This is a genomic window from Streptococcus sanguinis, from assembly GCF_900475275.1.
In the GTDB taxonomy this organism is placed as follows: domain Bacteria; phylum Bacillota; class Bacilli; order Lactobacillales; family Streptococcaceae; genus Streptococcus; species Streptococcus sanguinis_N.
On record NZ_LS483364.1, the window covers coordinates 2026361 to 2048688 of the forward strand.

Consider the following 22328-nt stretch of genomic DNA (forward strand, 5'->3'; position numbering starts at 1 on the left):
TTATTTTTATTTTCCAAATAGACGTGCCCAGAAGCCCTTTCTTTCTTGCTCCTGCACCTTTTCCTTGGCTTCATCCAACTCCAACAGCAAGGTTTCACGCTCATTCATAGCCTTAGCTGTCAGCTGCTGCTGTTGGTCCAGCTGCTTGTCCTTTTCAGCAATCTGAACATCCTTTATGCGCAGCTGCTCATCTTTCTTAGCCAGTTGGCTGTCCTTGGCCTTAAGCTGCTCATAGAGACGCACAATCTCAGCATTTTTTTCATCCACCAAGATTTCCATCAGCTCGCGTTGCTTCACATCTTCGCTAACAGGTTCATCTTCAAAAATAGTTTTCTTATAAATCTCTTCCAGCTTAATCAAGCCGCTGCGGGTCACCACCGTGACTCCTTTTTCATTCTTTTCCGTATCTTCTGGCGGCAGTGCCTTGACACGATTGTTAATCGCCTGGCGGCTAACTCCAAGAATCTCGGCTAACTCGCTGACTGTCTTTTCAATTGCCATAATTTCCTCAAAAACTTTTTCTAGTTTGTAGATACCTAAATCTTATCATATCAAGCCTTAACTGTCAAATTTCACAATATTTTTTGAGCCTGACTCCTATCTTTTTAGCCCTTTTTTATGATACAATGAGACAGATTAGTCTAGTAAGAGAAATAAAAAAATATAATGAATTTAGAAACCTAGAGATGTTCAGCTACAGCCTTCCAAGAGGAACTGCAAGATAGCAAAAAGGCATCCGTAAGGATATACCAGACTTCCAACCAACAGATAAAAACCACTTTCCACGAAAGGAAAAGACCAATGAAGTATTTCGACACAATCATCATCGGAGGAGGACCGGCTGGCATGATGGCTGCCATTTCCAGTTCTTTCTACGGACAGAAGACCTTGCTCCTTGAGAAAAATAAACGATTGGGAAAGAAACTAGCTGGTACAGGCGGCGGCCGCTGCAATGTGACCAATAACGGAAACCTGGATGACCTCATGGCTGGCATTCCCGGTAACGGTCGCTTTCTTTACAGCGTCTTTTCCCAGTTTGACAACCATGACATTATCAACTTTTTTACTGAGAACGGCGTCAAACTCAAGGTCGAAGACCACGGCCGAGTTTTCCCAGCGACAGACAAGTCCCGCACCATTATCGAAGCTTTGGAAAAGAAAATTGCAGAGCTGGGTGGTACTGTCATCACCAATACCGAAATTGTCTCCGTCAAAAAATCCGATAGCCTTTTTACTGTCAGAGCCAGCGACCAGACTTGGACCTGCCAGAAATTGATTGTGACGACTGGCGGCAAGTCCTACCCTTCAACTGGCTCGACAGGATTTGGCCACGATATTGCCCGACACTTCAAGCATACAGTAACCGACCTAGAGGCTGCTGAAAGTCCTCTTATGACTGACTTTCCTCACAAAGCGCTTCAGGGGATTTCGCTGGACGATGTGACCCTGAGCTACGGAAAGCATGTCATTACCCACGACCTGCTCTTTACCCACTTTGGCCTATCAGGTCCGGCAGCCCTGCGCTTGTCTAGCTTTGTCAAGGGTGGCGAAACCATCTATCTGGATCTTCTGCCACAGATGAGTCAGCAGGATTTGGCAGAATTTTTAGAAGAACATCGGGAAAAATCGCTGAAGAACTGCCTGAAAATTCTCCTGCCCGAGCGAATGGCAGACTTTTTTGCCCAACCCTTTCCCGAGAAAGTCAAACAACTCAATCTCAGTGAAAAAGAGGCTCTCATCAAACAAATCAAAGAATTGCCCATCCCTGTCACTGGCAAAATGTCCCTGGCCAAGTCCTTTGTAACCAAAGGCGGCGTCAGCCTCAAAGAAATTAATCCCAAAACTCTGGAAAGCAAGCTTGTTCCCGGCCTCCACTTTGCTGGAGAGGTCCTAGACATCAATGCCCACACAGGCGGCTTCAACATCACATCTGCCCTCTGCACCGGCTGGGTAGCAGGAAGCTTGCATTATGAGTGATTGGGAAAATATTTAAAAGTAATTAAAAAAAGTGGTCGAGGTACACTCTCGACCACTTTTTATTCTGCATTTGTCCGAACATAAGCCGCAATCACATCTGCTGTGTACTGGGCAGTTCCTAGTCCGAATTGATCGATATTCTTCTTGAATTCTGGATTGTGGACATAGCCCTGACCGATGTGGGCAAAGACTTGCAGTGAGCAGTCAAAGCCAAAAGTGCGAATGGCTTGTAAGAGACGTGTAGCCTGCTCTTGATTTTCCGCTGCTTCAACTGGCAAGCCTTGTTGCATATTCTCTGCCAGACTTTGAAAAACTTGATTGAAGGCTGCGGCAGATTCTTCTTCCCGTCCATTTTGACGAGTCAATGCTTCTGCCATGACTTCTTGCCCGTATTCTTTGACAGCTTCTTGATGGTATTTTTGATTGTCTTCGTAGGTAAAACCTGCGAATTTTTCTTTCATTGTCATCTTTCTTTCTCCCTTTTCATCTTGGATGGTTTTTTGCAAGGTGGAAATCAAGGTATCCAAGCGGTCTCTTTCCTGCTTCAAATACTCTAATTGCCTAACCAGATGCGGCAATAAAGTCTGTTCATCCTGACTCAGCAGCTCTGCTATTTTCTCCAAAGAAAACCCCAGATACTTATAGTAAAGGATGACCTGCAGCCTCTCTAAATCAGCTTGGCTGTATATCCGATAGCCATTTTCTAATTTGTCAGGGACTAAAAGTCCGATTTTGTCGTAATGATGCAGGGTTTTGACAGAGACTCCCGAAAGCTGCGCAGCTTCTTTGATATGGTACATGATAGACCTCCTTACCACTATAGTATAAGCCCTGACCTAAGGTCAGGGTCAAGCTTTTTTAGAAATTTTTTTAACCGCCTTAGAGTTTCCAAAGCGGCTAGTATTTATTTGCGAGAAACCATAGCAATAAAGCCCAGTTTTTCCTGATTCTTTTGGAACATCTTAAACATCTTCATAAATTGACTGTAGTTTTCTTTTTTAAGGGCATTGAAGCAAATTTTCAGAGTGCCGCCTAGTCCTTCGTCATATATCATCCCTCGAAGGCTCATCAAGGTCATTTCACCGACAAAGGTGTCCACACGGTCAAAAGCATGAGAACGTGCCAGCTGAATCCAAGATCCCTCGGTTAGAGGCCCCACATTGACATTAATCGCACGAGATAGCTCTTCCCGGACATTCTCATCTTTTTGCTTGAGCATGACGTCGTGGGTGAGGAGCACTCCACCTGGCTTCAGCACCCGGTAGTACTCATCCATACATTTGGCCTTCCCCTTATCCGTCTGCATGGTCAGCATGGCTTCATTGATAACAATATCAAAAGAATTGTCATCATAAGGCAGCTTCATAGCATTAGCCTGCTCAAATGTGACGAGTTCACTCACACCAGCCTTGTCTCCATTAAGCTTAGCCTGAGCCAGCGCAGCCTTATCCAAATCAACTGCAGTAATTTGGCAGCCATATTTTTTAGCTAGCTCGATTGTTGTGGTCCCCATATTACAGGCAACCTCTAGAACTTTCTTATCGCTGGAAAAATGCCCCTGCTCAATCAGCCAGTCCGTTGCCAGCTTGCCACCGGGACGAAGGCGTTTCTTTCCTAATTTTGCTAAAAATTTATGACCTGCTTCTGCCATTTCCGAACCTCCATGATTTTTATTGCTTCCATTATAGCATAAAATATTATATTTTCAGATAATTCTTAGAATTTAACAAAAAAACAGACCGATTCAATCTGTCTTGTATCTCTTTACAGCCCAAGAAATCCAGCCAGATAGCGCAGCAAGGCCACCAAGACTACACCAAATACAACAGTTGCAATTAAGTTCTTATACTTAAAAGCCACATAGCTAGTCGGAAAAACAGCCATTAAATCCAGCCATTTAAAACTCGGCAGCTGACCTGTTTTAGCATTGGTGACACTAGACAGGATAAGGGCAAAGATAATGGAAACTGGCAAATATTTGAGGAAACGCTCTACCATAGGCGGAAGCCCCTTGTACTTGACTAGGATAAAGGGCAAAACCCGTGGAATCCAAGTGACTAGAGCTGACAAAAGAATAACCAGCAAAATATATTTACTTATCATCCAAAATCACCCCCACTGTACAGCCTAGCAAGGTTGCAAAAAGCACCGCCAGCGAATTTTGAAGCAGCATAGTTAGGACTAAGTAGGCAAGACCCACCACACCTAAGACCAAAAAGAGCTTCTTTATCTTGACTCGTCGCAGCATGATTGTAAACTGAGAAGAGAAAATGCCAATAAACATGGCGACTAGGGCAAAGTCCAGGCCAAAGCTCTCAGGATTGGGCAGAAGGGCACCAAGGGCTGTTCCCAAAACAGATCCCAAGATCCAAGCAGTATAACCCATGAAATTGTTACCCATCATCCAGCTGGCAGCAATCTCTTTTGTATGCACCTGCTCCCCCATCAAGACTCCATAAGATTCATCTGTTAAAAAAGACCCAATGACAATGTTCTGCATCAAGCTAGACTTACGAAAAAGAGTTGATGCATGCAGACAGAGCAGAAGATGCCGAATATTGATGAGAAAAACAGTCAGTGCAATGGCTAAGACCGGCGCCTGCTGGGTAAATAAACCAATCATGGCAAACTGGGCACTGCCGGCATAAACCAAAATACTCATCAGCCCCATCTCCAAGGGATTCATATAGGGTGCCGCCATGATGCCACAGGCTAGGCCAATCCCAATATAGCCCAGAGCCGTTGGCACTGCCGCCTGTGCCCCCTGTTTAAATGTCTGCCCGCGCATTCTTCTCCTTTACTCCATCGTTTCAAAAGCCAGACTTGGCTTAGCATTGAGGTCCAAACTGGCAAAATTCTTCTTATTCCACTCACTGACACTGGCATAGGCAATCATACCAGCATTGTCACCGCAGAGCCGCAGAGGCGGAATGATCACCTTAACATCCTGAATCTCAGCTGCCAAACGTTCTCTCAGGCCTTGATTGGCCGCAACACCGCCCGCTATGACCAGAGTCTGGACTGGATATTTTTCCAGCGCTTTTTTAGTCTTGGCCATGAGAATATCCATGACCGCTGCCTGAAAGCTTTCTGACAAGTCTTGATTAGACAAGTACTCTCCTTTTTGTTGGGCATTGTGGTGCAGATTGATAAAGGCTGACTTGAGACCGGAAAAAGAAAATTCCAGATTGTCTTCCTTGATCATTGCTCGCGGAAAATCATAAATATCCTGTCCTTGATGAGCCAGCTGATCAATCTCCCGACCTGCTGGATAGGTCAGGCCCATAACGCGACCGACTTTGTCATAGGCTTCACCGACCGCATCATCGCGAGTTTCCCCCACAATCTTATAGTCACCAGCCTGACTGACATAGACCAGCTCAGTATGGCCGCCACTGACCAAGAGAGCCAGCAAGGGAAATTCCAAGGGCTCCACGCTCTCGGCTGCCATCAGGTGTCCAGCCATATGATTGACCGGAATCAAGGGAATATCATGAGCCCAAGCAAAGGACTTGGCCGCTGCCAAGCCGACCAGAAGCGCCCCGACTAGACCAGGACCATAGGTAACGGCCACTGCTGTGACCTGCTCCTCGCTAATCCCTGCTTCTGCCAAGGCCTCCTCAATGCAAACCGTAATGACCTCTACATGATGACGGCTGGCCACTTCCGGTACCACTCCGCCAAAACGCTTGTGGCTCTCAATCTGACTGGCAATGACATTGCTCAAAAGCTCGGTTTCATTCTTTAGAACCGCCACACTAGTCTCGTCACAAGACGTCTCAAAAGCTAAAATATATCTATCTTTCATGCTTCTCTCTTTTCATGACAATCGCATCTTCCACCGGAGCATGGTAGTAGGCCTTCCGCCGAACGATTTTTTCAAATTTTTCTTTTTTGTAAAATAGCAGAGCTGGCTTGTTGGACTCCCTCACTTCGAGGAAAATTTCTTTGTCTGCTGGCAAAAAGTCAAACAAGGCTGTCGCGATTTTCTGTCCCTGATAGTTAGGCAATACAGCAATCTGCAGAACTTCTGCTTCAAAGTCTGTATCCTGCCAGACTAAAAAGCCGACAAGCTGACTCCCATCTTCTGCTAGCGCACATCTATTCACATTCGAGAGCAGGACCTCTTCCAATTGACCCACAGTCCAAGGGCTGACCGCATAGACTGCAAGTAAGAGCTGTTCCAGCTCTTCTGCTAGAACTGCCACGTCCACATCCGAGCTGTCGCTCCATTTTCTCAACTTAATCATAGGCGCTGAATGTAAGAATTACTGGATTCCTGGTGGGTCTTGAGCCAATTTTCCTCGGCTTCTACCCGCTTGAGATAGTTAGGAACAAAGTCATGAATAGACTGGGCTGGCAGGTCTAAACCGAGACGACCAATAGCTGCCGCATCTGGTAAAGTCGGCTGAACCGATACCCCAGGAAGAGCAGCTTCAATTTGCTCCGCAAACACTGCAGTCTCTCCGACAAAGGTGACTGGCTGATCAGCAACGCCAGCTATTTCCAAAACCTCTGCCAATGGCAGATGAGCCTCCGGCCGTACAGACTGACCAGACTGATAAAAGCCAGCATAGACATTATTGCGGCGGGCATCCATGACAGGAATGACCAAACCTTCCACCTGCTCTGGGACTAAAGCCAGCAAACTAGACACACCGACCAGCTCAATCTTGAGGGTATGAGCCAGAGTCTTGGCTGTCGCCACCGCCATTCGCAGACCTGTGTAGCTGCCCGGACCCTGAGCAACTACGATACGATCCAAATCCGTCGGCTTCATGTCCAGACTATTCATCAGAAAATCAATAGCCGGCATCAGGGTAATGCTGTGGTTTTTCTTTATATTTAAAGTCATCTGCGCCAGCAAGGTCTCGTCCTCTAAAATCGCGAGCGTCAGCGCCTTACTTGACGTATCAAAAGCTGCAATCTTCATGCTTATCCTCTATTTTTCCTCTTGCCGCCAAAGTGAGCGGCGTTTTAATTTGTCTTCGTAGAAACTATCTACCAAAAATTCCTCTAAAATCTGGCTAAAAGCCTCCAAATTAGGCACTTGCTGCGCCAAGTGTTTTCCAAAAATCGCTTCTTGCTCAGCAATCTTGGGCAGCAAATCCGCTCCAGCAGCAGTCAAGCTCAAGCGAGAACTGCGCTTGTCCTTGCTAGAAATTTCCTTCTTGACCAAGCCTTTTTTAATCAAAGCCTGCACCAAGCGACTAGGGCTTTTTTCCTCACAAATCAGGGATTCCCCCAAGCCCTTGAGAGACAGCGGAGCATGTTCGCCCAAAACGAGCAAGACCTCGCTTTGATTGGGCGTAATTCCCAAAGGCTCTAGCAACTTCCCATATTCTCTCGTCGCTAAGCTCTCTGCACTTCTAAACAAATAGCCAAATCGAATTCCTTCTGCTACCACGCTGCTCTCCTTTCAAAAATCACTTCTATACTATTTTACACTAGATTAGGTAAATTGTTGACAATTTTAGTTAAAAAATATAAAATCTTAAATAGATGATATATCATCTATTTGCAAAAGGAGGAAAAACGGATGACCCCAAACCCTACAAATCAAAAACCAGCTAGAACAATGACCCACGCTTTTGTGACTGGTGCGACCGGTCTTTTAGGAAATAATCTCGTGCGTGCTCTGCTAAAAGAAAACATTCAAGTGACCGCTCTCGTTCGCTCCGAGGAAAAAGCGCGCAAACAATTTGCCGACCTGCCTATCCAGATTGTCAAGGGGGATATTTTAGAGCCCGAAAGCTATCGTGACTATCTAGCAGGCTGCGACAGCCTCTTTCATACCGCTGCTTTTTTCCGCGATAATTATAAAGGCGGCAAGCACTGGCAGGAGCTCTACGACACTAATATTATAGGCACAAATAACCTCCTAGAAGCTGCTTACGAGGCTGGTATCCGCCAATTTGTCCATACTTCCTCCTGTGTCGTACTGGAAGGTGAGGCCAATCAGCTAATCGATGAAAGCATGTCTCGCTCAAAAGATACTCCTTTTGATTACTATCGCAGCAAGATTTTGAGTGAAGAGGCCGTTCGTGATTTCTTGGACAAGCATTCAGATGTTTTCGGTTGCTTTATCTTGCCGAGTGTAATGTTGGGTCCTAGAGACCTTGGTCCGACCTCCAGTGGGCAGCTGATTATCAATTTTGTAGAGCAAAAACTTCCAGGTATCTTAAAGGCTAGCTATAATATGGTGGATGCTAGAGATGTAGCAGATATTCATCTCCGCGCCATGAAATACGGACGCTCAAAGGAGCGCTATCTGGCAGTTGGACGGCAAGTGACCATGACAGAATTGTACCAAATACTGGAAAAAATCACTGGCGTTCCCGCCCCCAAGCGCAAGATCTCCCCTCTTTTCGTCAAAATCTATGCCCAAGCAAGTGAGCTCTACCACCGGCTCACCAAAAAACCAATTTTGGTTACCAATGAGCTCGCTCATCTCATGGCCGAAGAATATCTCAAAAGTAATTTTAGCTTTGCCAAAACCGAGAGCGAGCTAGGCGGACAGCATCGCCCTCTCGAAGAAAGCTTAGCTGACGTGGTAGATTGGTACCGCAAGCACGGCTATTTCGCCAAATAAGCAGCCCTCAAAATCAAGTGACCAAATGTTCATCGCTTGATTTTTCTTTTTGTCAAGCCGCTTTGGCTGAAAAACCGTCTCTGAAATTCACCGTCCCGACTTGCTTCCTAAGCTCATTCTATGGTATAATTACAATAATAATTAAACATCAGGTCAATTTCATTACTCTTACTTTTCCATAAGATACAAGGCTAAAACAGCATTTTAGCCTCTTCATTTGAGTAAGCCCTATCAGAAGTCACAGCAATCGCTCACTTTCCATTTATCATTTTTAATTTATCATGTGAAGAAATGCGCTAACGCCTGCCTTCTTTTATTTTTTAGACCTTATCACAGAAAGGAATCTTATGATTTACAAAGTTTTTTATCAGGAAACAAAAGAGCGCAGCCCGCGCCGTGAAAAGACACGTGCCCTTTATTTAGAGATTGAAGCAGCTAATGAATTGGAAGGCCGTATTCAGGCTCGTAAGCTCATCGAAGAAAATACCCCTTACAATATTGAATTTATCGAGCTCTTGTCTGACAAACACCTCGAATACGAAAAAGAGTCAGGCACTTTTGAATTGACGGAGTTCTAACCCATGGCATATACCTTAAAACCCAAAGAAGTTGGCGTTTTTGCGATTGGTGGGTTAGGCGAAATCGGTAAAAACACCTACGGGATTGAATACCAAAATGAAATCATCATCGTGGATGCCGGCATCAAGTTCCCAGAAGACGACCTGCTAGGAATTGACTATGTCATTCCTGACTACTCTTATATCGTGGAAAATATTGACCGCGTAAAAGCTGTCCTCATCACCCACGGGCACGAGGACCATATCGGCGGTATCCCTTTCCTGCTCAAGCAAGCCAATGTTCCTATCTATGCGGGTCCTCTAGCTCTGGCCCTCATTCGCGGCAAGCTAGAAGAGCATGGACTGTTGCGCGATGCTAAGCTTTATGAAATCAATCAAAACACAGAACTGCAGTTCAAGCATCTGAAAGCTACTTTCTTCCGGACAACCCACTCTATTCCAGAACCCTTGGGAATTGTCATTCATACGCCGCAGGGTAAGATTGTCTGTACCGGTGACTTCAAGTTTGACTTTACTCCAGTCGGTGAGCCGGCAGACTTGCACCGTATGGCTGCTCTGGGTGAGGAAGGCGTTCTCTGTCTCCTATCTGATTCGACCAATGCTGAAGTTCCGACCTTTACCAATTCCGAAAAAGTGGTCGGACAGTCTATCATGAAGATTATCGAAGGCATCCACGGACGGATTATTTTCGCCTCCTTTGCTTCAAACATCTTCCGACTCCAGCAGGCAGCAGATGCTGCTGTCAAGACCGGTCGTAAGATTGCGGTCTTTGGCAGATCCATGGAAAAGGCTATTGTCAACGGGATTGAGCTGGGCTATATCAAGGTTCCTAAAGATACCTTCATCGAGCCAAATGAACTCAAGGACTATCCAGCTGGCGAAGTGCTGATTATGTGTACCGGAAGTCAGGGTGAGCCGATGGCAGCCCTGTCTCGGATTGCCAATGGTACTCACCGTCAGGTTCAGCTGCAACCTGGAGATACAGTCATCTTCTCATCCAGTCCTATCCCTGGAAATACGACCAGCGTTAACAAGTTGATTAACATCATTTCCGAGGCTGGTGTAGAAGTGATTCACGGTAAGATTAACAACATCCACACCTCTGGACACGGTGGCCAGCAAGAGCAGAAACTCATGCTTCGCTTGATCAAGCCTAAATATTTCATGCCAGTCCATGGTGAATACCGTATGCAGAAAGTCCATGCAGGTCTAGCCGTTGATACTGGAGTACCAAAAGACAATATCTTCATCATGAGCAATGGTGATGTGCTGGCTCTGACAGCTGACTCAGCTCGTATTGCCGGCAGCTTCAACGCTCAGGATATTTATGTTGATGGGAACCGCATTGGTGAAATCGGAGCTGCAGTCCTGCGCGACCGTAAAGACCTGTCAGAGGACGGTGTGGTTCTGGCTGTTGCGACGGTTGACTTTGAGTCCAAGATGATTTTAGCCGGTCCAGATATTCTCAGCCGCGGCTTTATCTACATGCGCGAATCAGGTGACCTCATTCGCCAAAGCCAGCGCATCCTCTTCAATGCTATTCGCATTGCACTCAAGAATAAAGATGCCAGCGTTCAATCTGTCAGCGGCGCTATCGTCAACGCCTTGCGTCCTTTCCTCTACGAAAGTACCGAGCGTGAACCTATTATTATTCCGATGGTGCTTACACCAGACGAAGACAACTAAAAAATAAGCTTTGCTAGATTTAGCAAGGCTTATTTTCTGCTTTATTTTTTGTTCGAGAAGCATGCTTGATAATCCAAGCGCAGCTCGGACTCAGTTCTTCCTTTTGCCAAGCTTGAATGATACACTCAAACTTTTCAGGAGCTTCTTTATATAAATCATTCAGATTATTAGCGACACTTTTTTGGATTGATTTATCCCTATCATCCTTTAGATTCCTTAAAATAGCGGTAAATTCATCAAAATAATCTAAAACCACAGTCTGCTTCTTAGCCCAGGGCAATCGGATACGCATACACTCGCTGGCTAACCTGCGGACTCGCATATTCTCATCTCGGCTCCACTCTAGCAGTAAATCCATCGTAGCTTTAGGATAATTAGCCAGTAAGGGGCGCATGGAAAATTCTCCAGTAAATCGCTTGGTTAATTCCTTACTGAAGGCTGCACTCAGCTCGAATTCCTGACTTCCGTAAAGTTCTACGTATTTGCCAATCGGCCACAACCAATACCCCTCTGAGAACATCCCCAGGCCGCCCTCTAACTCCGGACCAAGTATCTGCTCAAAAACCTTCAGAGAATCAGCATAAGAAAGCGGCAAGCATTCTTTGATACTCTTTGCCAGCAACTCTTGACGCTGAGTAAATTCCAAAGCCTCTAAGTCGCTTTCAACTAGAGACATAAAATGCTGAGCATCAAATTTATCTGTGACTTCTTGCAAGCGACTACTCAAATCCCCCGCATAAATCAAATCATAATAATCTTTAACCTTTTTCGCCATGATTTTTAAATCCCCTTAACAGACTTCTCACTGCTTCTCTGACTTCTGCTTCTCCCTCTTTCTCAGCTAGAAAAAGAGACAACTCATTCAAGGCGCCTGAAATCATATGAGCTGCCATATCCAAATCAATAGAGATAAGTCTTCCTTCTTTAGATAAAATGTCTAATTGCTTACTCGAATGAAAGAAAGAATTAGCCTCGTCCTGACGACGCCACTCTTTCCACTCAATGACATTGGGACCATCAAGCAGGAGAATACGTTTATTTTTAGTCAAGGTCGCAAAACGAACAAAAGCAACACAGCCTTCCACCAACTGCTCCCAAGAATCGTGTGCTTCCAGGGCGTTTTTTTCTACATAAGATCCCAGTTCGGATTGAATTTGTGCTAGTACGGCGGTAAATAAAGTTTTCTTATTCCCGAAATGGTGATAAAGTGCGCCTCTTGTCATTCCCAACTCATCTACAATTTCTTCCAAGGAAGTTTCTGCATAACCCTTTAAAGAAAAATGTTTCCGGGCGATAGCTAATATTTTCTTGCTTGTCTCTAGAGAAGCCTGCTGTTTTTTATTCATCTTCACTCTCCAAATAATTTGCCGCAAACTCAGCGCTAGGTGGAATTACTTGAATCACATCAACCAAAACAGAACCCGGCGCTTTCACAATGAAATGGCGCTGACCAAAATCTTCACTCTTAATGGGAAGAAGGAACTCCTTTTCTCCTTGCTGACGCAATTCTTCATAAAGACAATCCACATTGTCAACTTCGATATTGATGATTAGACCACTCGTCTCAGACTGGTAGGCTTGTGGCACTGTCCCATGCTTACTATCAATAAAAGCAAGCTCAAAATCACTCTCGATATTCTTTAAACTAATATACCAATCTGAACGGAAGGTTTCCTGAAATTGGAAATGCTCAATGAAAAATTGTGCCGCTTGATGGACATCTTCGCTCATTAAAACGGGGTATAAACTGGTAATCATTTGTTCTCCTTTTCTTAAACTTTATTTTAACATACATACTGAATGTATGCAAATAAATATTTAAAAAACAGAAGCCAAATTGGCTTCCGTCTATTTGAGAATGGCTTCATTTAATCGCTTGATAAAATGATATTTGGTAATGCCCTTTTGCGGGACATCTGATAGACTGGCGTAGATTTCATAGCCTTGCTTGATGTAAAAATCCTTGGCCTGATAAGATTTAGTGGACAAGGTTATACTAGTAGCTCCAACTTCTGCAGCCTTTTCTTCTAATTCTGCCAGCAGACTGGCTCCCAAACCTTTTTTCTGATGTTCTTTATCCACCACCAAAGCCTTGATATGAATGTTTGCCAACACCTGTTGGGCATGGAGCAAGGCAATTAACTGGCCATCTTCCTCCCGCCTTAGATAATAATCTTGAGGTTCAAGTTTTTCAAGCATACCTGAACCAAAACAAGCCTCATATTGCTCATCAAAAACCCGCTTTATAAAATCATGAAATTTTTCCATCTTTCTCCTCCACGAAAAAGCAGGGGATATGCCAATCCTCCTGCTCTAAGTTTAGTATAAATCTAGATAATTATCTACTTCCCATTGGGAGACAAAGGTTGCATAGCTAGCCCACTCGATGCGCTTGGCTTCTAAAAAGCTCGTATAGATATGCTCGCCAAGTGCTGCTTTAACGACTTCATCCTCTGTTAAGGCCTTCAAGGCATTGTGAAGAGTTGATGGCAGGTCTGTAATTCCTGCTTCCTTACGCTCCTCAGGAGTCATGATGTAGATATTCTCTTCGATTGGGGCTGGAGCTTCGATTTTATTTTCAACACCGTGCAGTCCAACTTCCAAGAGAACAGCCATAGCAATATATGGATTGGCCATCGGGTCAACGGAGCGCAACTCCAAGCGAGTACCCATACCACGAGAAGCTGGCACACGCACCAATGGCGAGCGATTGCGTCCTGCCCAAGCGATATAAACTGGCGCTTCATAGCCAGGAACCAGACGTTTGTATGAGTTAACCGTTGGATTCATGATAGCTGTATAGTTATAAGCATGGTTAATCAAACCACCCAAGAAATGGTAGGCTGTTTCTGACAGCTGCATACCTTTTGGATCTTCTGGATCGAAGAAGGCATTATTGCCATCTTGATCAAAGAGGGACATGTTACAGTGCATACCAGATCCCGCAATGCCAAACTTCGGCTTAGCCATAAAGGTCGCATAAAGGCCGTGCTTACGAGCAATAGTTTTCACAACCAGCTTAAAAATCTGAATTTTATCACAAGCACGAAGCACTTCGTCATACTTAAAGTCAATCTCGTGCTGGCCGACTGCGACCTCATGGTGGCTAGCTTCTACTTCAAAGCCCATCTTGGTCAGGACATTGACGATTTCCCGACGGGTATTGTCTGCCAAGTCTGTCGGCGCCAAGTCAAAATAGCCACCCTTGTCATTGACTTCCAGCGTCGGATCACCATTTTCATCCAGCTTAAAGAGGAAGAACTCTGGCTCTGGTCCGAGATTAAAGGACTTGAATCCTAGCTCTTCCATATGCTTGAGGGCGCGCTTGAGGTTGCTGCGAGGATCCCCTAGAAACGGTACATGATCTGTCGTATAAACATCGCAAATCAAACCCGCTACACTGCCGTTTTCATCTCCCCAGGGAAAGACTGTCCAAGTATCCAAATCAGGATAAAGATACATATCTGATTCATTGATACGGACAAAACCTTCGATGGAAGAACCATCAAACATGGCTTTATTGGATAAGACCTTGTCAAGCTGTTCATCCGTGGCAGGAATTTCCACATTCTTCATAGTCCCTAAAATATCAGAGAACATAAGACGAATAAAGGTAACATTTTTCTCTTTTACTTCGCGACGGATATCAGCTGCTGTAATAGACATTAAATTTCTCCTTGTAATTCAAACAAAATAGCTATGGTCGACGCATCTGACCAAAGGTTGGCAGAGAAGAAGCAAAACGGCCTTGCTGCAAGATGTCATGATGCAAAGCACGGCGGACATCTTTTTCACTAATGGTCTTGTGGGACTTGGCTTCACGCTCAGCATATTTCCTCTTAATTGCAGCGATATTATAACCTTCCGAAATATAATCCTTAATTTCTAAAAGACGGTCCATATCATTCAAAGAATACATCCGACGATTGCCCTCATTTCGAGCAGGGGTAATCAGATTCTGGTCTTCATAATAACGGATCTGACGAGCAGATAGGTCCGTCAGTTTCATAACACTGCCGATGGGAAAGACTGCCATGTTTCGGCGAAACTCTTTTTCCTTCATTCAAATTCCTCTCTACGCACTATTATAGGACGAAATAAATCTTATGTCAAGAAATAATGTCAGATTTTCTTACACGGATTTTATTTTTTCTTTTCAAAGATGGTTCGCAGCCGATCTATATCAGAATTTACCAGAATTGCAACAAAGACTCCCATAAAGGTTTCAAAGATTCTGGCAAAGACATACAAGATGGTATCTTCCGGCCGAATAGACAGGGTAATAATCAGCATAGCAGATACTCCGCCAATGACTCCCGCCTTGTTGTTCATAGCGACATTGGTCATGATTGTCAGCATAGTACAGACTGGTACCAAAAGGAGGGTGACCCAATACTGCTCCTTAAAGACACTATTGGCAATGAAAAATAGCAGAGCGTAAAAACCACCGATGCTGTTTCCTAAGATTCGCGATGTCCCGAAGTGGACACTCTTATCAAAATCCTCACGAAGACTAAAGACTGCCGTCAAAGCACCGATTTGCAGCCCTTTCCAACCAAAAAGGCCAAAGAGCAGTAGAATGATGAAAACAGCCAGACCGGTTTTAAAGGTACGCATGCCCAGACGAAATTTCGATTTATCAAACTTGTACTTATTGAAATAACTCATTAGTCTCCTTCCAGGAAATCCTCCCTCTCTTCATTTTAACATATTTCGTCTCAAAAAAACTCTTTCTGCTCAGGACTTTTCCCACACAAAGAAAAAGCCCTATCAGCTACCGCATCAAGAGCTATCGACTATTTAAAAGCTGAGACATTATCTGTCCCAGCCGCGTTTTTATTATCTTTAGTTTGGATAAATGTAGGTAACGCCACCCATAAATTCATTCGGATTAAAGTAGCCACGATAGTTGTTAATTTGCTTTTGGTGATTGTAGTTCGCTTCTAGAACTTGAATTGAGCTATCGCTTTGCACATCTGTCACATAAGCAACATGTCCGTATTCGCCACCATCCCAAACTGCAATAGCGCCTGGTACTGGAACATTTCCTGTTGCATAACCCTGAGCACCAGCATTGATTGCCCAAGTATTAGCGTTGCCCCACCAGTTACTTGCCCAAGGCGCCATTTCTTTCACACCCCATGTACATTGACCAATTGGGTAAGAATTGCCATAGTCAGTTGGTGTATTTAAGACAACATCTTCTGTATCGGATACCAAAGCAGCATCACTTGTCGCTTCATAAACTGGAGCGCTGTAAGGATTGTATGTCTGAGCCAAAGCAGTGCCATTTACTTGCAACACATCCCCTGGATTAATTGTATCAAAAATTGATTTTCCATTATTGGCAGCAAGTTCGTAAGGATTCATTCCATTGGCACTAGCAATGGCAAAAAAAGAGTCCCCTTGCTGGACAACATAAGAATCTGCATGAACAGCTTGAGCGCCGATTGTCGCCAAAAAAGCTGTGGAAGTTAAACCAAGAGTCGCTTTAGCAAATGTTTTTTTCATAAATGTATTTCTCCGTAAAATTTGATGATAAAAAAATCATACAATATTTACATGTCAGTTTTTTTAGAGTTATGTTTTTGTCATGTTACAAATGATTTAGACTTTTGCTACATGAGATTTTGCAGTATTCTTAAAGATAAAAGGCTAGGGATTCCCTAGCCTCATCTATTATCAGTCTTCTTTACCTTTCAATTTTCCTAGACCTAAAGCACCAATAATGGCTGCTAAACCTAGATATGGCAGATAGACTGTATCTTTGGCTCCCGTTTCTGGAAGAAGAGAAACAGGAATCTTTTTAGCCACTGAAGTTGGATTAGCTCTTCTTGGATCGTTTATATCCGAAACAAGAAGATGCTGTGCCTTAGGAGTGACTGTTGTAACTGTATTTGAAGCATAGACCACACGATTGACAGTATTGATGTAGGTATTTTCAAAAGTACCCGCAGCAATCCGCTTCATCTGTAGATAGGTTTCAGCCTGAAAAGCTGAATCCAGAGAAATGGTCTCTAAGAATTCTTCCTTGAAACGAATAGAAATCAAGCCTTTCTCAAGATCAAGATTCGCAGCTGTATACTCAGTCAAATCTGTACCAGCCTTTATCACCTTACCATCTTTGAGCGTGATGTCCACTTTGGCAAAGGTTTTGTAAACACCCGTGTACTCATCTCCTTGTTGGTCATAATCATCCACAAAGCTATAGTCTGTCAAATCTTCAGAGTGGTTAGCAGGGATCAAGCTTCCGATGAGACGATAGTTAAAATGCCGTCCCAAAGTCAGTTCCTTGCCATCCAAGTTTTCTGCACTTGCTGGATCAAGGCTTAGGGTAATATCTTTTTCAGGACTGATTTTAGGAACATTATTGACGACTACGTCTGTCGCATAACCATTTCCAAAGTCAATTTGATAAGCCCGGTTTTCGAATTTACCACCTGTGCGGCCCATTCCTTCTTTGACTGCCATAGGACTTGTTATCGTCAAAGACTTACCTGTTACGACATATTGGTCATAAAAGGCTTGGGCATCGTCTGCTGCAAAGAGTTGGAAAGAACCTTTAACAGTGACATTCGCCTTTTGAAGGAGCTCTCGAACTGCTGCAGGGGCTTTTTCAAGGCTCTCGTAGTGGGTCACTGTCACACCTGCCACAGCCTTGCCATCTGCATCTACTAGCTTGACTAATTCCGGACGAAGTTCAAGTGCTTCTTCCGGATAGTCATCTACATAGTAGAAACCTTTTTGAATCGTGCTCTTAGATGACTTGTCACCCTTATACTGATCCAAATCCCAAGTCAGCTCGTAGTAATTGGTCGACCCAGCTAAGACTTCCTTGCCATCAATCACCAATCCTGCCTTGTTTTTATTGACCTTGGTTGGCTTGATGTAATTATTGCTAGGATTGTCTGAATCATTAGGCTTGCCTGGCGTGGTCACGCGAACAACGTTTGAACGGATACCATAGGCATCATTGACGGTCAGGGTGAAATTATTAGTATAAGTTGCGCCATCATTGAGCACTCGGCCGACTACCGTTGGAAAGAGCGTAGCAACTTCCTTGGTCCTATCAGCGTTATAAGCAGCTAAGGTTGCAGTAGTTGCCTTAAATGTCACTGTGTGGCTAGCCTCATCATATCTGACGTCAAAACCTGCGCTAGCAGCTTTTGTTGCTTCTAAGTCAACTTCATAACCACTTGGTAATGGATCAACAATGACAAAAGATGTCGTCTCACTGCGTCCGGCTGGAAGAGCTTCTGTCTTTAGAGCAAACTGAACGACGGACTGCTTAGCCACTAGAATCTTATCAATATTGGCGCCTTGGTCATTTTGAATCTCTTTATGAATCTGCGGCTGAGATTGCAAGAGATGATAATGATAGTGCACAGTCGGAGCTACGGGCGCTGCTGGCTCTTTTTGATAAACAGGCTCTGCTGGTGAGGTTGGTAGCGAGCTATAAGTTGGTTCTACCGGCTTATTAGGCTCCGGTGTTTCTGGTGTACGAGTTGGCGCTTCCGGCTCCTTATCATAAGTCGGTGCTACCGGAGGTGTTGGAAGATCCTTCGGTGTTGGTGCAGTTGGAGCTGGATCCAAAGGCTTAAGCGCTTCTTCACTTGGCACTACAGGAGCCGTAGGAGCTACTGGCACTTCCGGTTCTTCTACTGTAATAATTGGCAGATCATTCGCTCGGACATCACCATTAATCGCAAACCAAATATTTGGTTTCTTAGGAGCTAACTTATCAGTCCTACGTGGATCAGTTGCTGCTGGCTGGCCTAGCACTTCAGAAGAGGAAATCGTTCCAATCGTCATGCTGTTGGTTGTACCAGAAATTTCTACCGCTCCTGCTCCATACCATGAGTTAGGAGCATCTGTAGTGTCCCAGCCAGGCACACCGCGGCGTGTATACATTGTAAAACGAGAACCGCCCTCTCCTTCTCGGAAGTTTTCAGACTCGGTCGCATAGATTTGGCCGTTCTTTTCACCAATAGATGAACCCGAAATCTTGTTGAAAGTTCCGGTATAATCTTTGGCCATTTCGATAGAATTAGCTTCACGGTTGAGGGAAGCCACGGACATCAAAGCCTGATCAAAATTAATAGGTTGGCCTTTATCATCATAAAAGACAAATTCCGTCTTCACAAAGAGAGAGGTCGCATCTTCAAGTTTTCCTGTATAAGCAGAAGCAAAAACTCCCATGGTCGGATCTTTAAAAATACCTAACCAAGCCTTATCATTGCGGAATCGGGAACTTGGATCAAGAGTATAAGTATAGACGATTTTAGAAACCTTTTTCCCTCGATAATAAGTTCCCTGAAGATTTGTATAGGTTGCTGTTGCAGACTGACCGCGGCTCAACAAAACAGAAGACCATTCAGTCGGTCCTTTACCACTTGTTACGTTAGAACTATAGCCCGCATACTTGCCAACTGTACCAAAGCTTTCCTGCTGGTTGGTCTGATAGTTAGCATTTTGAATATCTGTTACTTTGAAGTTATCCAGCTGGAAGAGTTTCTTAGAAAACTCTGCAGTATTCTTCACAGCGGCTTCCATGCCAGCATAGCTGACAAACTCACCTGTTGTAGTCAATGACAAATTAGCATTAGGTTCTGATTTGAAAACCAGACTTTGCGCAATTGGCCGGCTCAAATGACCATCTTCAGTCTTCTTTGTTTCTGCGATAGCCAGACCAGCCTTAATCTTGGCCTGCTCAGCATCGTATTTAGCCTTATCTTGCTGATACTTGGCTAATTTTGTGTTATAAACAGCCAAATCTGCATTATACTGGGCTAGCTGAGCTTGATAGTTTGCTTGGGCTTGGGCATTACGCTTCTTTATTTCTTCATTTTCAGCTGCTATAGTGGCATTCTTAGCCAGCTTTTGCTCATATTCTTTTTGAGCTGCTGCATTTTCTGCTTCAATTTGAGCCTTTTTAGCTTCATAAGCTGCTAAATCTGCTTCATATTGAGCTTTTTTATCTTGATTTTCCTTTTGGATACGGGCCAATTCTGCATCATAGGCTGCTTTAGCCACTTGGTAAGCTGCCGCATTATCAGCATTGGTCTTTTGAACCATTGCTAAATCTGTTTTATATTTACTAAGGGCAGCTTCATAAGCTGCCTTCAGCTGAGCATTTTCTGCTGTGATCCGAGCTACTTCTGCTTGATGAGCAGCCAAATCTTTAGCGTATTGCTCCGCTGTAGCTTTGTTTTCTGCTGTAACCCGAGCCACTTCCGCCTCGTAGACTGATACTTTTTCTTTGTACTCCTTGACCTTGGCATCAATCTCGGTTACTTGAGCCTGATAATCTGCTGCAATCTCCGCTTTTTTGTCTGCTATTTCTTGAGCAGTCTGGACTGCTCCTTTATCAACAGCTGGGTCTTTAACAACTGTCAGCCCAGCTTCTTGAGCTTTTTTAGCGCTTTCATCTAAATCAGCTGTTGAAACAGTCACTGTCACACCGCCATCTGCCTGACCTGCTCGCGCCTGACTCTCTTTAGATGCCTGACTGGCTGGTCCTTGAGCTTGAGGCAGATTGGTCGCTGCATTTCCAGTGCCCACCATTTCAGTATTGACAGGACTATTGGTCTCAGTTACTACTTCATCTGCTCTTGCTTGCATCGTTGACGTTAAAAAAGCCGCACCCAGAACAGCACCGCATAAAGTTTTAACAGCCTTATTTTTCCGAAAACCAAAAACTTCTTTTTTCTTCATTTTTCTCCTCCCTCTGCTAACTTCTACAGTCAGCAGTTTTCCCATGCCTTCAGAAAATCAAAAAGTAATGGGAACCTCCTGTCAGAAGCTCCATTTTAATTTAACTCTCTTTAAGCATCAGAATATATATGTATCTTAATCCTAACAAGTTTTGCCTCGTTTTGCAAGCATTTTTTGCTCCTTTTATTTACCCCGAAACAAAGATAGACACATATCTATAAATTGTCCATTTTGTTCTTCTTTGCTCTCTCTTCCTTCAAATGAACAATGAGAATACAAGAAAAGACCAGCTCTTGCTAGTCTTTCCTTATTACAGTTTTGTACTTGTTCTCTACAAGATCAAAGATTCTAAACTTACTGCTTATTTTTCAGTCAGTGCTGCAAGTCCTGGTAATACTTTACCTTCAAGGAGTTCCATTGATGCACCACCACCAGTAGAAATCCATGAGAACTTGTCTGCACGGCCAAGGTTGATAGCTGCAGCAGCTGAGTCACCACCACCGATGATTGATTTTACGCCAGGTTGTTTCACGATAGCGTCCATAACACCGATTGTACCAGCTTGGAAGTCTGGGTTTTCAAATACACCCATAGGGCCATTCCAGACAACAGTTTTTGCACCAGTCAAGGCTTCATCAAATTTAGCGATAGATTTAGGACCGATGTCCAAACCAAGGAAGCCTGGATCCACTGCTTCACCTTCAGTATCTTTCACTTCAGTATAATCCGCAAAAGCATTTGCTTCTTTTGAGTCAACTGGCAGAACCAATTTGCCGTTTGCTTTTTCAAGAAGAGCTTTGGCAACATCCAATTTGTCTTCTTCTACAAGTGAGTTACCGATTTCGATACCCTGTGCTTTGTAGAATGTGTAAGTCATACCACCACCGATAAGGACTTTATCAGCTTTTTCAAGCAAGTTTTCGATAACACCGATCTTGTCAGATACTTTTGAACCACCAAGGATTGCTACGAATGGACGTTCTGGAGTTTCAACTGCTTCTTGGATGTAGGCAATTTCGTTTTCAAGAAGGAAGCCAGCAACTGCTTTTTCAACGTTGCCTGAGATACCGACGTTAGATGCGTGTGCACGGTGAGCTGTACCAAATGCATCATTTACAAAGATACCATCTCCAAGAGATGCCCAGTATTTACCAAGTTCTGGATCGTTTTTAGATTCTTTCTTGCCGTCCACATCTTCAAAACGAGTGTTTTCAACCAAAAGAACTTGTCCATCTTCAAGAGCATTGATAGCTGCTTCCAATTCAGCACCACGAGTGACACCTGGGAAAACAACGTCTTGACCCAATTTAGCAGCCAAGTCTGCAGCTACTGGCGCAAGAGATTTACCTTCTTTATCTGCTTCTTCTTTGACACGTCCAAGGTGAGAGAAGAGAATTGCGCGACCGCCTTGCTCGATGATGTATTTAATAGTTGGAAGAGCAGCAGTGATACGGTTGTCATTCGTAATCACTCCGTCTTTCAATGGTACGTTAAAGTCTACACGAACGAGGACTTTTTTACCTTTCAAATCAACGTCTTTAACAGTAAGTTTTGCCATGTTACAAAAACTCCTTTTCATATTTTATACGCAACTATTATATCATATTTTCCAAAAGTTTTCTTGATATAAAGAAAATTTTCACAAAAAAGAAGCGCATAGCACTTCTTTCTCTCGAACTTTGGAATTAGAGAATGGGGAAAGGACTCTGAACTCATTCAGACAATAGTGAAAGCTGTATTTTTCTCTAAGTTTGACAACTCAAAAAGCCAGTAAAACTAAT

23 protein-coding genes are annotated in these 22328 nt (G+C 44.0%); 4 read left to right on the plus strand and 19 right to left on the minus strand.

The annotated features are described in order from the left end of the window. Positions 1-6: 6 nt before the first annotated feature. Positions 7-501 carry a DUF536 domain-containing protein gene (locus tag DQM55_RS10065; protein WP_111676580.1) on the minus strand — a complete coding sequence of 165 codons (495 nt, stop codon included), beginning with the start codon at positions 499-501 and terminating at the stop codon, positions 7-9. A 300-nt stretch (positions 502-801) separates the two neighbouring features. Between DQM55_RS10065 and DQM55_RS10070 the strand changes: the two genes are divergently transcribed. Next, complete coding sequence (locus DQM55_RS10070) at positions 802-1977, plus strand: BaiN/RdsA family NAD(P)/FAD-dependent oxidoreductase (protein ID WP_111676581.1); 1176 nt, start codon at positions 802-804, stop codon at positions 1975-1977. A 59-nt stretch (positions 1978-2036) separates the two neighbouring features. Here the strand turns inward: DQM55_RS10070 and DQM55_RS10075 are convergent, their stop codons facing one another. The 8 genes from DQM55_RS10075 to DQM55_RS10110 all read right to left on the minus strand — a co-directional run bounded on the left by DQM55_RS10075 (position 2037) and on the right by DQM55_RS10110 (position 7384). Next, positions 2037-2777, minus strand: a complete 741-nt coding sequence (locus tag DQM55_RS10075) for a MerR family transcriptional regulator (protein WP_111676583.1) — start codon at positions 2775-2777, stop codon at positions 2037-2039. Positions 2778-2881: 104 nt separating this feature from the next. Then, complete coding sequence (locus tag DQM55_RS10080) at positions 2882-3628, minus strand: class I SAM-dependent methyltransferase (RefSeq protein ID WP_111676585.1); 747 nt, start codon at positions 3626-3628, stop codon at positions 2882-2884. Between the two features lie 113 nt (positions 3629-3741). Continuing rightward, positions 3742-4080, minus strand: a complete 339-nt coding sequence (locus tag DQM55_RS10085; RefSeq protein ID WP_111676587.1) for an AzlD domain-containing protein — start codon at positions 4078-4080, stop codon at positions 3742-3744. Then, entirely contained in the window at positions 4070-4765 is a 696-nt protein-coding gene (locus DQM55_RS10090) for an AzlC family ABC transporter permease (protein ID WP_111676589.1), read from the minus strand. The genes DQM55_RS10085 and DQM55_RS10090 overlap by 11 nt, the downstream gene beginning before the upstream one ends. Before the next feature lie 9 nt (positions 4766-4774). After that, the gene (tsaD, locus tag DQM55_RS10095; RefSeq protein ID WP_111676591.1) at positions 4775-5785 is read right to left on the minus strand and encodes a tRNA (adenosine(37)-N6)-threonylcarbamoyltransferase complex transferase subunit TsaD; all 1011 of its coding nucleotides are present in this window, start codon (positions 5783-5785) and stop codon (positions 4775-4777) included. After that, positions 5775-6227 (minus strand): ribosomal protein S18-alanine N-acetyltransferase, encoded by a 453-nt coding sequence (rimI, locus tag DQM55_RS10100; RefSeq protein WP_111676593.1) that lies wholly within the window; start codon positions 6225-6227, stop codon positions 5775-5777. Before rimI ends, tsaD begins: the two co-directional genes overlap by 11 nt. Then, the gene (gene tsaB, locus DQM55_RS10105) at positions 6224-6910 is read right to left on the minus strand and encodes a tRNA (adenosine(37)-N6)-threonylcarbamoyltransferase complex dimerization subunit type 1 TsaB (protein ID WP_111676595.1); all 687 of its coding nucleotides are present in this window, start codon (positions 6908-6910) and stop codon (positions 6224-6226) included. Before tsaB ends, rimI begins: the two co-directional genes overlap by 4 nt. Positions 6911-6919: 9 nt before the next feature. Then, positions 6920-7384 carry a MarR family winged helix-turn-helix transcriptional regulator gene (locus DQM55_RS10110; protein ID WP_000225125.1) on the minus strand — a complete coding sequence of 155 codons (465 nt, stop codon included), beginning with the start codon at positions 7382-7384 and terminating at the stop codon, positions 6920-6922. Positions 7385-7516: 132 nt separating this feature from the next. Between DQM55_RS10110 and DQM55_RS10115 the strand changes: the two genes are divergently transcribed. The 3 genes from DQM55_RS10115 to rnjA all read left to right on the plus strand — a co-directional run bounded on the left by DQM55_RS10115 (position 7517) and on the right by rnjA (position 10833). Further along, the gene (locus DQM55_RS10115) at positions 7517-8569 is read left to right on the plus strand and encodes an SDR family oxidoreductase (protein ID WP_002903702.1); all 1053 of its coding nucleotides are present in this window, start codon (positions 7517-7519) and stop codon (positions 8567-8569) included. A 347-nt stretch (positions 8570-8916) separates the two neighbouring features. Continuing rightward, the gene (locus DQM55_RS10120; RefSeq protein WP_011836427.1) at positions 8917-9147 is read left to right on the plus strand and encodes a DNA-dependent RNA polymerase subunit epsilon; all 231 of its coding nucleotides are present in this window, start codon (positions 8917-8919) and stop codon (positions 9145-9147) included. Between the two features lie 3 nt (positions 9148-9150). Then, complete coding sequence (gene rnjA / locus DQM55_RS10125) at positions 9151-10833, plus strand: ribonuclease J1 (RefSeq protein ID WP_002898451.1); 1683 nt, start codon at positions 9151-9153, stop codon at positions 10831-10833. Positions 10834-10852: 19 nt separating this feature from the next. On the opposite strand, the gene DQM55_RS10130 is transcribed toward rnjA, so the two are convergent. The 10 genes from DQM55_RS10130 to DQM55_RS10175 all read right to left on the minus strand — a co-directional run bounded on the left by DQM55_RS10130 (position 10853) and on the right by DQM55_RS10175 (position 22105). Next, complete coding sequence (locus tag DQM55_RS10130; protein WP_111676597.1) at positions 10853-11608, minus strand: DNA alkylation repair protein; 756 nt, start codon at positions 11606-11608, stop codon at positions 10853-10855. Next, positions 11592-12179 (minus strand): TetR/AcrR family transcriptional regulator, encoded by a 588-nt coding sequence (locus DQM55_RS10135; RefSeq protein WP_111676598.1) that lies wholly within the window; start codon positions 12177-12179, stop codon positions 11592-11594. Before DQM55_RS10135 ends, DQM55_RS10130 begins: the two co-directional genes overlap by 17 nt. Then, positions 12172-12591: a VOC family protein gene (locus DQM55_RS10140; RefSeq protein ID WP_111676600.1), complete on the minus strand. Its 420-nt coding sequence runs from the start codon at positions 12589-12591 to the stop codon at positions 12172-12174. The genes DQM55_RS10135 and DQM55_RS10140 overlap by 8 nt, the downstream gene beginning before the upstream one ends. Positions 12592-12681: 90 nt before the next feature. Next, positions 12682-13101 (minus strand): GNAT family N-acetyltransferase, encoded by a 420-nt coding sequence (locus DQM55_RS10145; RefSeq protein ID WP_111676602.1) that lies wholly within the window; start codon positions 13099-13101, stop codon positions 12682-12684. Positions 13102-13152: 51 nt separating this feature from the next. Then, the gene (glnA, locus tag DQM55_RS10150) at positions 13153-14499 is read right to left on the minus strand and encodes a type I glutamate--ammonia ligase (RefSeq protein ID WP_002896640.1); all 1347 of its coding nucleotides are present in this window, start codon (positions 14497-14499) and stop codon (positions 13153-13155) included. A 31-nt stretch (positions 14500-14530) separates the two neighbouring features. Beyond that, positions 14531-14896 carry a MerR family transcriptional regulator gene (locus DQM55_RS10155; protein WP_002898467.1) on the minus strand — a complete coding sequence of 122 codons (366 nt, stop codon included), beginning with the start codon at positions 14894-14896 and terminating at the stop codon, positions 14531-14533. A gap of 80 nt (positions 14897-14976) precedes the next feature. Beyond that, positions 14977-15501: an FUSC family protein gene (locus DQM55_RS10160; RefSeq protein WP_002896642.1), complete on the minus strand. Its 525-nt coding sequence runs from the start codon at positions 15499-15501 to the stop codon at positions 14977-14979. Between the two features lie 177 nt (positions 15502-15678). After that, positions 15679-16344 carry a COG3942 and LysM peptidoglycan-binding domain-containing protein gene (locus tag DQM55_RS10165; RefSeq protein WP_111676604.1) on the minus strand — a complete coding sequence of 222 codons (666 nt, stop codon included), beginning with the start codon at positions 16342-16344 and terminating at the stop codon, positions 15679-15681. Positions 16345-16515: 171 nt separating this feature from the next. Continuing rightward, positions 16516-20592, minus strand: a complete 4077-nt coding sequence (locus DQM55_RS10170; RefSeq protein WP_269459921.1) for an antigen I/II family LPXTG-anchored adhesin — start codon at positions 20590-20592, stop codon at positions 16516-16518. A 316-nt stretch (positions 20593-20908) separates the two neighbouring features. Continuing rightward, positions 20909-22105 carry a phosphoglycerate kinase gene (locus tag DQM55_RS10175; protein ID WP_002896645.1) on the minus strand — a complete coding sequence of 399 codons (1197 nt, stop codon included), beginning with the start codon at positions 22103-22105 and terminating at the stop codon, positions 20909-20911. Between the last annotated feature and the right edge of the window lie 223 nt (positions 22106-22328).